The 12,443-nt window shown below is 62.1% G+C and carries 14 protein-coding genes and 1 tRNA gene; 8 read left to right on the top strand and 7 right to left on the bottom strand.

The features are described 5' to 3' along the window. Positions 1-13: 13 nt before the first annotated feature. Positions 14-1,213: a hypothetical protein gene (locus IFT76_RS01050; protein ID WP_192057141.1), complete on the bottom strand. Its 1,200-nt coding sequence runs from the start codon at positions 1,211-1,213 to the stop codon at positions 14-16. A 222-nt stretch (positions 1,214-1,435) separates the two neighbouring features. Here IFT76_RS01050 and IFT76_RS01045 point away from each other — a divergent pair, with 222 nt between their 5' ends. Further along, positions 1,436-1,843 (top strand): SRPBCC family protein, encoded by a 408-nt coding sequence (locus IFT76_RS01045; RefSeq protein ID WP_122477005.1) that lies wholly within the window; start codon positions 1,436-1,438, stop codon positions 1,841-1,843. Between the two features lie 52 nt (positions 1,844-1,895). Further along, positions 1,896-2,846, top strand: a complete 951-nt coding sequence (locus tag IFT76_RS01040) for a site-specific integrase (RefSeq protein ID WP_192057140.1) — start codon at positions 1,896-1,898, stop codon at positions 2,844-2,846. 33 nt (positions 2,847-2,879) lie between these two features. Here the strand turns inward: IFT76_RS01040 and IFT76_RS01035 are convergent, their stop codons facing one another. Both IFT76_RS01035 and IFT76_RS01030 read right to left on the bottom strand, forming a co-directional pair. After that, a complete protein-coding gene (locus IFT76_RS01035) occupies positions 2,880-4,244 on the bottom strand; it encodes a nucleobase:cation symporter-2 family protein (protein WP_122477008.1) in 1,365 nt (454 codons plus the stop codon). 179 nt (positions 4,245-4,423) lie between these two features. Continuing rightward, complete coding sequence (locus IFT76_RS01030; protein ID WP_043189407.1) at positions 4,424-5,095, bottom strand: Bax inhibitor-1/YccA family protein; 672 nt, start codon at positions 5,093-5,095, stop codon at positions 4,424-4,426. A gap of 143 nt (positions 5,096-5,238) precedes the next feature. Between IFT76_RS01030 and IFT76_RS01025 the strand changes: the two genes are divergently transcribed. Next, a tRNA-Ser gene (locus IFT76_RS01025) sits at positions 5,239-5,329 on the top strand. A 288-nt stretch (positions 5,330-5,617) separates the two neighbouring features. Here the strand turns inward: IFT76_RS01025 and IFT76_RS01020 are convergent. Continuing rightward, positions 5,618-6,268 (bottom strand): DUF2238 domain-containing protein, encoded by a 651-nt coding sequence (locus IFT76_RS01020; protein ID WP_122477010.1) that lies wholly within the window; start codon positions 6,266-6,268, stop codon positions 5,618-5,620. Between the two features lie 255 nt (positions 6,269-6,523). Here IFT76_RS01020 and IFT76_RS01015 point away from each other — a divergent pair, with 255 nt between their 5' ends. Further along, positions 6,524-7,198 (top strand): glycosyltransferase, encoded by a 675-nt coding sequence (locus IFT76_RS01015; RefSeq protein WP_192057139.1) that lies wholly within the window; start codon positions 6,524-6,526, stop codon positions 7,196-7,198. 158 nt (positions 7,199-7,356) lie between these two features. Next, positions 7,357-7,605, top strand: coding sequence for a CsbD family protein (locus IFT76_RS01010; RefSeq protein WP_122477013.1), 249 nt, complete (start codon positions 7,357-7,359; stop codon positions 7,603-7,605). Between the two features lie 105 nt (positions 7,606-7,710). On the opposite strand, the gene IFT76_RS01005 is transcribed toward IFT76_RS01010, so the two are convergent. Both IFT76_RS01005 and IFT76_RS01000 read right to left on the bottom strand, forming a co-directional pair. Further along, positions 7,711-8,247 carry a hypothetical protein gene (locus tag IFT76_RS01005; protein ID WP_244647850.1) on the bottom strand — a complete coding sequence of 179 codons (537 nt, stop codon included), beginning with the start codon at positions 8,245-8,247 and terminating at the stop codon, positions 7,711-7,713. A 118-nt stretch (positions 8,248-8,365) separates the two neighbouring features. Beyond that, positions 8,366-9,652, bottom strand: coding sequence for a DUF2254 domain-containing protein (locus IFT76_RS01000; RefSeq protein WP_192057138.1), 1,287 nt, complete (start codon positions 9,650-9,652; stop codon positions 8,366-8,368). Positions 9,653-9,882: 230 nt separating this feature from the next. On the opposite strand from IFT76_RS01000, the gene IFT76_RS20880 reads away from it, so the two are divergent. The 3 genes from IFT76_RS20880 (at position 9,883) to IFT76_RS00990 (ending at position 10,632) form a co-directional block, all read left to right on the top strand. Then, positions 9,883-10,008 (top strand): hypothetical protein, encoded by a 126-nt coding sequence (locus IFT76_RS20880; RefSeq protein ID WP_090358366.1) that lies wholly within the window; start codon positions 9,883-9,885, stop codon positions 10,006-10,008. A 45-nt stretch (positions 10,009-10,053) separates the two neighbouring features. Continuing rightward, complete coding sequence (locus IFT76_RS00995) at positions 10,054-10,221, top strand: DUF6021 family protein (RefSeq protein WP_446730930.1); 168 nt, start codon at positions 10,054-10,056, stop codon at positions 10,219-10,221. 141 nt (positions 10,222-10,362) lie between these two features. Beyond that, positions 10,363-10,632: a DUF1652 domain-containing protein gene (locus IFT76_RS00990; protein ID WP_122477018.1), complete on the top strand. Its 270-nt coding sequence runs from the start codon at positions 10,363-10,365 to the stop codon at positions 10,630-10,632. On the opposite strand, the gene IFT76_RS00985 is transcribed toward IFT76_RS00990, so the two are convergent. Beyond that, entirely contained in the window at positions 10,633-11,907 is a 1,275-nt protein-coding gene (locus tag IFT76_RS00985) for an MFS transporter (protein ID WP_446730931.1), read from the bottom strand. Positions 11,908-12,443: the final 536 nt, after the last annotated feature.

Raw genomic sequence — 12,443 nt, 5'->3', positions numbered from 1 at the left:
AGTGCGCCGTGGGTCAGTCGCGCTCGCGCATGAAGAAGCCCGCCACGTACTTGCGGAAGGTCTCCAGGCTCTTGAAGTCGGCCAGGCGCTTGAAGGTTTCGGAACTGGGCTCCGGACCCAGCGGCTCTTTCATCAGCGAAACCGAGAGGACCCGGTCCAGGTCCGAGCTGAGCACCAGTTCGTCCATCACCATGGCGCCGATCACCGGTCGGCGCATCACGACCTTGACGCCTTTGCTGGCCATCCAGTCGATCAGCGACACCAGCATCTTCAACGCCTCGCGTTCCTCGTCGCGGAACACCGGGAACAGATGCCCGCGGGTCAGCACCGGCACCGTCGCCACATGCACCATTTCATAGAATTGGCTGCCGGCGGTTGCCGGTGAATACAGGGCCAGGGCCAGCAGCGGCCCACTGCTGCGCGCGCCACCCCACAACAGATGATGTCCCTGGAAGTCGAAGCCGGCGGTGCTGCGCTCGGTCAGCACCTTGCGCCCGACAACGTCGGACACGCAGTCGAGCAGCAGCCCATAGCGGCGCTGCCCAGTGAAGGCGGTGGAATCCTTCAGGCGTGCCTTGAGCATCATCATGTGCTTCATGTCGATCCGGGTTTCCAGATAATTGCTCGCCGGCACCCGGTCGATCAGCGGATAGCGTGTGGCCACTTCGCGCAGGTCGGCGAACTGGCGGGTCAGATCCTTCTTCAGGTGCGTGGCGTACACATTGAGCCCAGAGGCTTCGATGAACGTCAGCAGCAGCGAGAGCAACCGGTGCTGCTCCCGTCGCTGACTTGCCACCACGGCGGTGCCAGGCGTGCCGGGCATGGCCGGGGCGCGGAAATCGCCAATCAGCTTCAGCGGCACATCGGGGGGCAACCAGGCGGCCGGCAGTGGCCCTTCATCCTCGCGCCCAGGCGTATTGTCACGCTCGTCATGGATGAAGGGGCAACCCTCGGCATGCTCGGCCGTGCCGGGGTTGTTCTTCAAAAACAGCGTGCCGGTACTGCTGTTGAGCGTCACGTTCATCACCGGCAGCGTACCGGGCCGGCAATCGCACGCCAGCCACTGGCCCTGGGTGCGGACCTTCATCAGCCACTGGTTGGCCTGCAGGAGCTTCGGGCCCTCACTGCGGCCTTCGACGAATTCGGTGACCAACTGCTGTTCGGCAGGGGTCAGGGCGCGTACTGGCGCGCCGGTCTTTTCGATGATTCTCATGACGCTGCAAACGCCCCTTCAATGAACGGATCCACGCCGGGCTGGCCTCCATGGGACAACGTTTGCGCAGCATGTATCCATTGCTGGTGCCGCGCCCGCGCCCACTGCCAGGGCATGATCGCCCTAGCTGGGTCGGCCGCATGAACGAATGCACTAACGGCTTGCCGCGCACTCGAACGACCGCTACCGTTGCAGCCTCAGCCCACCGACAGGAGCCATGACATGGCAAGCACGCAAGCGAGCATCGACATTCCGGCATCGGCCGATCAGGTCTGGAATCTGGTGGCCGGGTTCAACTCCCTGGCCGACTGGCTGCCCATGATCCAGCACAGCGAAGCCCAGGAAAACGGCCGGCTGCGCCACCTGACCACGGTGGACGGTACCGTCATCGTCGAGCGTCTGGAGACTTACGACAACGCCGCGCGCACCTACAGCTATTCCATCATCGAAGGTCCCTTTCCGGTGAGCGATTACCTGGCGACGCTCAAGGTCATCGAGGTGGACGCCGGCAACAGCCGAGTGGAGTGGGGCGGTCGCTTCAACCCGGTCGGCATGAGTGATGCCGAGGCGGTGGAAATTTTCGACGGTGTCTATCAAGGTGGCCTGCAGGCGCTGCGCGGCAACTTCTGATCGAACCGGCCGGGTAACGGCGGACGGGTCAGGCACCGACGCGGATGCTAGAATGGCGGGCGTCTACCCTGGCACTCAAGGATCCCCCGGTTTGTCTGATCTGCAGAACCCTCTGTTGCAATATCTCGCGCGGCTGATGCCGTCCAGCCGCACGACCATGCAATACGTATTGCAGGATGCCGCGGACCGGCTGGGCTTCGAGGACGTCGACATTCGCGAGGTGCCCTGGCACCGTCTCGAACCCGGGCACGTTACCTCGCTGGTGGCCGCCCTGCGCGAAGATGGCTACGCCCCCAACACCACCTCGCTTTACGTCAACGCCGTGCGCGGGGTCATGAACGAGGCGTGGCGGCTGAGCCTGATCGACCAGGATCACCTGCTGAAGATTCGCTCGGTCAAGCCCATGCAGGGCACCCGCCTGGGCAACGGCCGCAACCTCAAGCGCAGCCTGATCCGCGACCTGATGGAGGTCTGCGCCAACGATCCGCGGCCGCAGGGCCTGCGCGACGCCGCCGTCATCGCCATCCTGTATGGCTCTGGCATGCGCAAGTCGGAGTCGGTCAACCTCGACCTGGCCCAGGTCGACTTCAGCGAGCGCAGCCTGCGCGTGACCGGCAAGGGCAACAAGGAGTTGATCAAGTACGCGCCAGGCTGGGCTTTTGCCCATCTGCAAACCTGGCTGGCGTTTCGCCGCAGCCAGCTTCCCGCAGGCCAGGCCGATGACGACTTTCTTTTCAATCGCATCCGCCGCGGCGCGCACATCACCCGCGAGCGTATCACCAAGCACGCCATCTACTACATCGCCCGACAACGCGGCACCCAGGTCGGCGTGAAGATCATGCCCCATGATTTCCGACGTTCGTTCATCACCCGAGTGATCGAAGAGCACGACCTGTCGATTGCCCAGAAGCTGGCGCACCACACCAATATCCAGACCACTGCGGCCTACGACATGCGCGACGACAACGAGCGTCGCCGCGCCGTGGACCGCTTCGATCTTTGAGCCTGCAGGCCCTTGTCGCAGGCTCGGGCCAGCTCAGTGACGAGCCACTGGCCCGGCTGGCAAAAACCAGTTCAGCAGCAGCGCGCAGATACCGCCAGTGGCTACACCCGACTCCAGCACATTGCGCAATGCGCCCGGCATGTGCGCGAGGAACTCCGGCACCTGAGCCACACCCAGGCCGAGGGCGAGCGATACCGCGATGATCAGCAGCGCCCGACGATCGAGGTCGACGCTGGCAAGGATATTGATGCCCGAGGCGGCCACCGCGCCGAACATCACCATGGCAGCTCCACCCAGTACCGGTTCGGGCACCGCCTGGATCACCCCGGCAACCGTCGGGAACAGACCGAGCAGAACCAGCATCCCGGCGATCCACACGCCGATGTGGCGGCTGGCAATGCCGGTGAGCTGAATGACCCCGTTGTTCTGCGCGAAGATGGAGCTGGGGAAGGTATTGAAGACACCGGCCAGCAGCGAGTTGGTCCCGTTGACCAGCACGCCGCCCTTGATGCGCTGCATCCACAGCGGGCCCTCTACGGGCTGGCGTGACACCTTGCTGGTCGCCGTCACGTCACCGATCGCTTCCAGGGACGTCACCAGGTAGATCACCAGCATTGGAATGAACAACGCCCAGGAGAAACCGAGGCCGAAGTGCAGCGGTACGGGCACCTGAAATACCGCGGCCTGGTGCATGCCGGTGAAATCCAGTCGGCCCAGGTAACCGGCCAGCGCGTAGCCCATGGCCAGAGCGATGACGATGGCGGCGCTGCGCATCCAGGTCACCGGAATGCGATTGAGCACCACGATGATCGCCAGTACCAGGCCGGAGAGCATGAGGTTTTCGCCGTTGGCGAACGTGCCATTGGCCATGGCGCCGAAGCCGCCGCCCATGCTGATCAGACCGACCTTGATCAGGGTCAGGCCGATCATCAGTACGACGATACCGGTGACCAGCGGCGTGATCAGCCGTTTGACGAAGGGCAGGATCCGCGAAATGCCGATTTCCACGAACGACCCTGCGATGACCACGCCGAAGATCGCCGCCATCACAGCTTCTACCGGTGTGCCCTGTTGCACCATCAGCGCTCCCCCGGCAATCAGCGGTCCGACAAAGTTGAAACTGGTGCCCTGCACGATCAGCAGACCCGCGCCGAACGGGCCGATGCGCCGGCACTGAACGAAGGTAGCAATGCCGGAAATGACCAGCGACATGGAAACGATCATGTTGGTGTCACGGGCGCTGACGCCCAGTGCCTGGCAGATCAGCAGGCCGGGCGTGACGATCGGTACGATGATCGCAAGCAGGTGCTGCAGCGCGGCAAGCATGCCCAGCAGTGGGCGAGGGCGGTCTTCCAGGCCCAGGATCAATTCGTCGCTGGGTGGCTGTGGGGTGCTCATGGCAAGGGCTCCTGAGAAAGAGCGCGAAGGCTCCGGCAAAAAGAGCGCGATGGCTCAATCGAAAGGAGCGCGATTCTACGGCGCGGCGCCCATGGGGCAAACCGGTTTTTGCTGAGGATGTTCGAACCAGGGGCAAGAAAAAGCCCGCACGAGGCGGGCTTCGACAGGGCAACGGTGAATCAGTCGTCGCGACCCATGATGCCGAACAGCTGCAGCAGGCTCACGAACAGGTTGTAGATCGACACGTACAGGCTGATGGTCGCCATGATGTAGTTGCGTTCGCCACCATGGATGATCGCGCTGGTCTGGAACAGGATGCACACCGACGAGAACAGCACGAAACCGGCGCTGATCGCCAACTGCAGACCGGCGATCTGGAAGAAGAAGCTCGCCAGCACCGCGCCCAGCAGCACGAAGAAGCCTGCGGTGATGAAGCCGCCCAGGAAGCTCATGTCCTTGCGAGTGATGAGCACATAGGCCGACAGGCCGCCGAACACCAGCGCCGTCATGGCGAAGGCCGAGCTGACCACTTCGGCGCCGCCCTGCATGCCCAGGTAACGGTTGAGGATCGGGCCGAGCAGGAAGCCCATGAAGCCGGTCAGGGCGAAGGTGGACACCAGGCCCCAGGCCGAATCACGCAGCTTGTTGGTCAGGAAGAACAGCCCGTAGAAGCCGATCAGCACGACGAAAATGTTCGGGTAGCCGACGCGCATCTGCTGCGCAACGTAGGCCATCACGCCACTGAAAGCCAGGGTGAGTGCCAGCAAGCCGTAGGTGTTGCGCAGGACGCGGCTAACTTCTAGCTGCTGCACCTGCGAGCCTTGATTAACTGCATAATCCTGTTCGCGCATGGCGAGACTCCTTTGATTGAACACGTCTGAAACGTTCAGATGCAAAGATCATATCAGACCCTTGCCTAGCCGCTCTATCCAGAGTTTGACAGCGTGTTTCATTCCGGTATTATGGCGCCCGCAAAGCAACCAGCAAGACATTCGGGAAATTGGCAGAGTGGTTGAATGCACCGGTCTTGAAAACCGGCGAACGTTAATAGCGTTCCCAGGGTTCGAATCCCTGGTTTCCCGCCAAACATCGAAAAGCCCCGCATTGGCGGGGCTTTTTCGTTTTCGCCGTTTCAGAAGTGCCATGTCGCGAAACCCACTTGTGCAGGTGTCCTGATTGTTGCGTTACAGCAAGAAAAAGATATCGAGGTTGATCAGGAAAGGCGTCGTCTACGTGACGGTCATGGGGGTGATGGGAAATTCCGGGAGGATCTTCGATCACCTTTCGGTTTGGCAGCCGTGGCGCATGGCGAAACAGATGCTTGGCTATGTATTGATGCATTGAGGTATCGATGCATTGAGCCGCTGGGCGTTTCAGTGCGGTGTCAATCGCCCGCGCAGCGCCGAAACCCCGGCGCGCAGCGCATGGCCGCGGCAGGTCAGCACCACCAGCGAGGCAGCCGCCGCTACGGCCATGTCTTTCTGGGCATCCCAGAAATCGCCCTGGGCACCGACGAAGGCCGAGTCGCCACCGCCCACGTACGCGGCGCCTGCCCACTCCATCAGTTCATAGAGCATCGAGGTCGACAGCACCAGCGACCAGGCGATCAATGATGCCCACGCACCCTTGAGCTGGCATTTCTCACTGACGATTTCCCGCAACGGCAGGCTGAGCAGCAGGCCGTAGGCCAGGTGCACGAAGCGATCATATTGATTGCGCTCCCAGCCCAGCGCTGCATTCACGTCCACCCCGCTGATCAGGTACAACGCTTCGTTGTAGGGAACCTGGGGGTAGGTGAAGTGCGTGCCCACCTGATGCAGGCATAGAAAGATGATCACCATCACCCACGCGCGTCGGCTCCACTGGAAATGGTCACGGGTGAACCACACGGCCACGGCGCCCACCAGCACCAGAATGTTTTCGATCAGCCAGGTCTGGCGGTCCAGCGGCTGCCAGCCCGAGGCGATCACCGCCAGCAGCAACACCCAGTGCCAGTAGCCTATGCTTGTCCTTCGAGTTGCCATTGTCACGCTCCTCGCCAAGTCCTCTGCTGCAGTTGATCACCATGCCCTGCATTAATTCGTTCAGGCGTGCAGCGCTGGCTGATTGATAGCCCGGTCCGGGTCGTCCGGCCTCTGGACGGGGGAAAGCAAATTGCAAATTGGAATGAACATTTGCCGAACTACCACCCGTCGTATCTATCTGCAACCAACGCGCGATAGATAGGTCAAGAGACTTACAGCCGCCGGATGCCGGCATCTCCTCGACAGGTATCGTCCATGATCGGAATCATTGTCCCAGCTCATAATGAAGAAGCAGTGGTCGCTCAATGCATCGAGTCGTTGCTGATTGCCGGTGAGCATCCTGGACTGTCGGGCGAAGAGGTCAAGGTGGTTATCGTGCTGGACGAATGTTCCGACGGTACCCAGCAAGTGGTCAACCGCTACCCCGTACAGAGCGTGGCCGTGGCGCACTGCAACGTCGGTCGTACGCGCGCCGCGGGTGCTCAACTGTTGTTGGATCAAGGCGCCCGCTGGTTGGCGTTCACCGATGCCGATACCCTCGTGCCGCCCACCTGGCTGGTCGATCAGCTGCGCTTTCGCACCGACGCGGTTTGCGGCACGGTGCGCGTGGATGACTGGTCGCTGCATGCCGAGGAAGTTCGCAGCCGTTACGACGCCCTGTATACCCCGGTGGAAGGTCACAAGCATGTTCACGGCGCCAACATGGGGGTCAGTGCCCAGGCCTACCGCCGGGTTGGCGGGTTCAAGCCGCTCAAGGCCCACGAGGACGTGCACCTGGTGGCCGACCTGAAAGAGGTCGGGGCGTCCATTACCTGGACTTCGATCAACTGCGTGACGACCAGCGCCCGGCTGGATTGTCGCTGCCGTGAAGGCTTCGGCGACTATCTGCGCTCGCTGTCGATCGGTGCTCCGCTGGAAGCCATGGGTTGAGCGTGCCCGAGCGTCCGAATTCGCCAACATGAACACTGAAAATAAGATCGGAACTATTTCCAACCGGCAACGCCCTAAGTTCAGGCAGCAAGTACGAAGCTTCCGGCTTACATACTTCAAGTACTGTCACTAAAACGATGATCAAAGTGAGGCTCAACATGAAAAGCGAACAAATCGAAGGCGTAGCAGAAAAGATCGCTGGCAAGGCTCAAGGTGTAGTGGGCAAACTGGTCGGTGACCATTCCCTGCAGGCAGAAGGCGCAGGTCGTGAAGCGGCTGGCCAACTGACCAAGACCTACGGCGACGCGCTGAACAATGTGTCTGCCTTCGTCAAGGAAAAGCCAGGTGCCTCGTTGGCCATTGGCGCTGCCATTTTCGTACTGGTAAGCCGTTTCCTGCGTCGCTGATTCTGCTGCGCTTAAAGTGTCTTCCCAACCGTTCGATTCCTGGCCTTCAGCCAATTGAACGGTAGGGAAGTGCAGCAACCCCCCCCCCGCACTTCCTCTAACGCTTCACCCCCCCCAACCCAGCGAACGACGAATGACGTCTCTGTAAGGCGTTTCTAGTTGCTGCGGCAGTTGTTCAATGTATTCCCGCGCATGTATTCGCACTTCACCCGTCACGTTTTGCAGATAGTCGAGAACATCGTCGATGGTGGGTATCCGTGCCTCTATACCCGCGAATCGCGGCGGCAAAGCGGTCCAGATGACTGCATCCAGTTCTCGCTCACGAGCCCATTGGGCAAGGACCCCGGTGGACCGGTCGCTGCAGATGAAACTGCCGATGCCATCATCGCGCGAATGGGGTATCTGTTCACGTTCGCGCAGTGCCTGGCAGGCGTCGTCGAGCGAGGTGGTGTCCAGCAACGCCCAGAGAGATGGCACAGCAGGTGCATTCAGGCAGATCGCCGTGGCCAGCTCGCCGCCGTCGCCGACCCTGCAAAGCTCGACGGGTAATGCAGGGCCGTCGGTGTGCCAGGGGCTGCAGACCGGTAAAGCCCCCGGCTTCCATACCAGCGATCCCCAGGCCAGGCAGGCTATGTTCATCATCGTTTTCCGTTTGAGCAGTCATTGCCTGCAAGTGCAGGTGTCAACTCAGGCCCGCCGACAGCTGCACAAGTTCAGCGCCATCGCCCCAGTGGACGCTTCGGGCGCCGGTGCTCGGCATTCAGCCCAGCAGAGGTTTGGCCAATTCACGCAGCCGCTGCTTGTCTTCATCCAGGGTAAGCGCGCTGTCGGCGCGTTTCAGTAGTCGAGTCGCGTGCAGCCGGCACTGGGCGGCGAAGGTTTGCGGGCTGATCTCGTTCAGGCTGATCAGCGCCTTGATCATGCGAATGTCGACTTCCAGCAGCCCGGCGCCGTCGCGCGCCACGAAGGTGAAGAAGTCGTCGAACAGATCGGCCACCTGCAAGCCGCGAACGTGCACTCGGCGGCAGTGTGGATCGATCTCGCGGGATGTCGAATCGGTAGTGCTGTGTACATGCCAGGCGGTGAAGCACCTGACTCCACGGCCAATCACGTCGATCACCGTGCCCGAGTCGTTGGTGGCCGGCGACAGGGCGCGCGAAGCGATCTCCGCGAGAACCGAAATGCCGAAACGTGGGTCCTGTTCGAAGGTACGGCGCAGGCCGATCGTGACAGCCGCGCGGATCTCCGCGGCGAGGTCTGCCTGGGCCTGCGCCTGGCCGTCGCTGTCCGCGGTATACCAGGCCAGGTCTGCGCCGAGGTGAAGGAACGCGCCTGGCAGTACGCTCAGGTAGATCTGCAGCCCGTGCTTCTCGGCCAGCGCGCCAAGGGCGGCGACATCGATGTGCTGCACGTAGCCGGTGTCCTCGCTGCGCACGGTTGCTGCCGTTGGCGGAGTCATCAGATCGAGCGGGTAGGGCGCCGCGCCCATGTACGGCCAGCGCGCGCGGTTTTGCAGGGATTGCAGCGCTGCGGCTTCGACCCGGTCGATGGTTTCGCCGACCCGGCCCAGCTTGGACAGGTGGTCGATCCAACGCAGCAGCGTATAGACGATCAGGATGATCATGACGATGGTCACCGCGAACAGCACCACCCGCCCTTGAGCGCCGTAGGCCCCGGTGCTCAGGGCAATGATCCCGACCAGGCTGAACAGGAACGAGCCGATGAACGTTGCCAGCGCGTTCTGGGTCGTGGCGTCTTCCATCACCAGTGAGGTGGCACGCGGTGTTACGCCGCTGCTGGCGGCGCCATAGGCACTGACCATGGTGCTCAGCGAGAAGGTCGTGACCGCAAGCATGCTCGACGCGATGATCGCGAGGATCTTGTCGACCGAATCGGCACCGATCCGCGTTGGCAGGTCGGCGGGCACGAAGTCCTTGAAGACGATGGCAATCAGCGCCGTGGCGATGCCCGTCAGGGAGAACAGGCTTGCGCGGAACCACAAGCGTTTGGTCATCTGACCCAGGGCCCAGCGCCAGCGAGCGATCATCGTGTATTCCTCGGGATTGTCAGTCGGACCGCCAGCAGCCATGCGAGCGCGGCTGCACATTGAGTGCCTGGAGCTGACGAAAGTTTCATGCCACCGTAGCAGCGGTCATCGGCCGCGAAATGAACGACGCGATGTATCGGCCATGACGACAGCGGCCTGGTCGATTGCACGGAACCCCGGATCGGTCTGCAGGCTCACAGTGTAGAGCCCCTCATTGAAAGGAACCGATCATGGCCGATGACAAGCAACCGCCCGCCGAGGACACCGAGGACCAGACGCCCGCCCATTCCACCCCGGAAGAAAAGGAACGGCTGAAGGATTTCAACAAGGATGGCATCCCGCCAGGCGTGGCCTGAGGCTGGAGCAGCGCTATTGCGCCCATATTCATGACCGGAGGATTTATGAGCAACGAGACCAAGCCCGACAACGACCTGGGGTTCGACCCGGACTCTCCCGACCTTGCCGACCCGCAGGTCGATCCGATCGGGCCCGCCAAGAAGCCCGAAGGCGACACGTCGGAAAAAACCGGTGACGCAGATAAATATCCGCCCTATGGCACCAAGGACTGAGTCTGGTAGCCTTGTGCAGGCAGCCCTCGGTGCCTGCCTGCCGCACCACGCTGAAAGCGTGAGCGCGCCGCCGCTGCCGAGCGGCCGTGCACCCACGCTGCGACACGTCTCCAGCCATGACATCGCCAGGAGAAGCTCTAGATGATTCCCACCACTGAAATGCGCCGCATCGTCGAAGCCAGCTTCGCGCCCCTCAAATGCCATTGCACGTTGAATCCGGGGGGCACCATGACGGTCGAAGTGTCCGACCCGGCCAGTGGTCAGGTCGACCTGTTGATGGTAGGTGTCGATACCCAGCCGTTGTCCAGCAGTCGGGCGATTGCCGAACTGGTGGCGCAGCTGCGTGCCGAGCTCAAGGGCAACCAGGAGTGGTTCTGCCGCCATGCCCCGCGCGGCGCTAGTCGGTCGTGATCAGGCTGGTGTCTTCTGGCGCTCGGGCAATGCCTGCTCGTTGTTCTCGATGGTCCACAGCGGTCTGAACAGCCGTGTCCACAAGGCGACGATCACCAGCGTACTGACAGCGCCGAACAACGCTGCTGGCACCGTGCCCAGCGCCGTCGCGCTGACCCCCGCACGGAATTCGCCCAGTTCGTTCGAAGAGCCGATGAACAGCATGTTCACCGCGCTGACCCGTCCACGCATATCGTCGGGCGTGGCGAACTGGATCAGCGAAGAGCGGATGTACACGCTGATCATGTCTGCTGCCCCAGCGACGAACAGCGCCGCGCACGACACCCAGAACCACGTGGACAAGGCAAACACCAGGTTGGCCACGCCGAACACCGCTACCGCGAGGAACATGCGCTGGCCCATCCGCGCGTTGAGCGGGCGGATGCTCAGGTAGAAACCCATGCCCAGCTCGCCCAGCGCGATGGCACTGCGCAGCAGGCCCAGCCCGGCGGGGCCGACATGGAGAATTTCCGCAGCATAGATCGGCAACAGAGCCACCACGCCACCGAGCAGCACCGCGAACAGGTCCAGCGATATCGCACCGAGGATGATCGGCCGCGAGGTGATGAAGCGGATGCCAGCGGTGAAGCGACTCACTGCTGTGGTCTGATCATCCACCGGCCGCACGATGCGCACGCTGGGCACCCATTGCAGCAGTAGCACACCCAGGGCGAAGCCCAGCAGGCAGATGCCGAACGTCCAGCCACCGATGGCGGCATACAGCAGCCCGCCCAGCAGCGGGCCGGCAATTACCGCTACTTTCATGATCATGCTGTTGGTGGCGATGGCCTGGGCCAGATGCTCGCGCGCAACGATCTGCGGCAGCAGGCTTTGCACGGCGGGCCCGGTGAACGCGCGGGTACAGCCGAACACGAACAACGCGACGTAGTAGGGCCAGGTGTCGACGGTTTCACTCAGGGCCAGCCACAGCAGCGCGGCGGAGGAGAGCACCGACACGCTCCAGCTGATCTGCAGGATGCGCCGCCGGTCGAAGCGATCCAGCAGATCCCCGGCTGGCAGCAGCAACAGCACCATGGGGATGAACTGGGCCAGGCCGACGTAGGCCAGAGTCAATGGATGGCGGGTCATGTCGTACATGTGCCAGGCGACAACGATGGCCTGGATCTGCATGGCGAACATGGCCGCGAGACGCACCATGAGGAAGGCACGGAAGCCGGGCTGGGAGAATATGGCGGTGGAGTTGCGTTTCAAGGTCGACGTTCTTGTGCCAGTCAATGGGTCACGCGATCAGCGCATACGTATCAAGATGTTAACAAAGACCGAGTGTACGTGATCAAGTGTCCGGTGCGCATCCGCTTGCGCACCGTTGAGTGGTTGCGGCACGTTTCGTGTGTCGATAATGACTATTGACGAACGCAATAGTGGCGCCTCGGTTCGGCTGGTATCTTTGATTTCGAAGATTGAATACGAGGCCAGGCGCTGATTCTTCCCCGCATAGCGACTGGCCCAGTGCTCTGCTTCAACTCTCTTTGGTTGGATTTTCAGCCACCTCACGTCAGTGCGGTGGCTTTTTTTTGCCCACGATCCATGCCCGATATCCGTAGGAGCGGTCCGTGGCCGCGAAACGGGCGCTGCGGTCGATCAGGCACATCGCAGTCAGCCTTTCGCAGCCGATGACCGCTCCTACAGGCGCTGTCCACCTCACGTAGGAGCGGTCCGTGGCCGCGAAACAGGCGCTGCGGTCGGTCAGGCACATCGCAGTCAGCCTTTCGCGGCCGATGACCGCTCCTACAGGCGCTGTCCACCTCACG

The organism is Pseudomonas sp. CFBP 13727, assembly GCF_014841915.1.
Taxonomy (GTDB): Bacteria; Pseudomonadota; Gammaproteobacteria; order Pseudomonadales; family Pseudomonadaceae; genus Aquipseudomonas; species Aquipseudomonas baltica.
Note: the sequence above shows the minus strand (reverse complement) of the source record. Positions and strands in the feature narration are given on the sequence as shown.

Coding starts and splice junctions, on each gene's coding strand:
- IFT76_RS01050 (WP_192057141.1), bottom strand. CDS start 1,213: ATGAGAATCATCGAAAAGACCGGCGCGCCAGTACGCGCCCTGACCCCT.
- IFT76_RS01045 (WP_122477005.1), top strand. CDS start 1,436: ATGGCAAGCACGCAAGCGAGCATCGACATTCCGGCATCGGCCGATCAG.
- IFT76_RS01040 (WP_192057140.1), top strand. CDS start 1,896: ATGGCGGGCGTCTACCCTGGCACTCAAGGATCCCCCGGTTTGTCTGAT.
- IFT76_RS01035 (WP_122477008.1), bottom strand. CDS start 4,244: ATGAGCACCCCACAGCCACCCAGCGACGAATTGATCCTGGGCCTGGAA.
- IFT76_RS01030 (WP_043189407.1), bottom strand. CDS start 5,095: ATGCGCGAACAGGATTATGCAGTTAATCAAGGCTCGCAGGTGCAGCAG.
- IFT76_RS01020 (WP_122477010.1), bottom strand. CDS start 6,268: ATGGCAACTCGAAGGACAAGCATAGGCTACTGGCACTGGGTGTTGCTG.
- IFT76_RS01015 (WP_192057139.1), top strand. CDS start 6,524: ATGATCGGAATCATTGTCCCAGCTCATAATGAAGAAGCAGTGGTCGCT.
- IFT76_RS01010 (WP_122477013.1), top strand. CDS start 7,357: ATGAAAAGCGAACAAATCGAAGGCGTAGCAGAAAAGATCGCTGGCAAG.
- IFT76_RS01005 (WP_244647850.1), bottom strand. CDS start 8,247: ATGATGAACATAGCCTGCCTGGCCTGGGGATCGCTGGTATGGAAGCCG.
- IFT76_RS01000 (WP_192057138.1), bottom strand. CDS start 9,652: ATGATCGCTCGCTGGCGCTGGGCCCTGGGTCAGATGACCAAACGCTTG.
- IFT76_RS20880 (WP_090358366.1), top strand. CDS start 9,883: ATGGCCGATGACAAGCAACCGCCCGCCGAGGACACCGAGGACCAGACG.
- IFT76_RS00995 (WP_446730930.1), top strand. CDS start 10,054: ATGAGCAACGAGACCAAGCCCGACAACGACCTGGGGTTCGACCCGGAC.
- IFT76_RS00990 (WP_122477018.1), top strand. CDS start 10,363: ATGATTCCCACCACTGAAATGCGCCGCATCGTCGAAGCCAGCTTCGCG.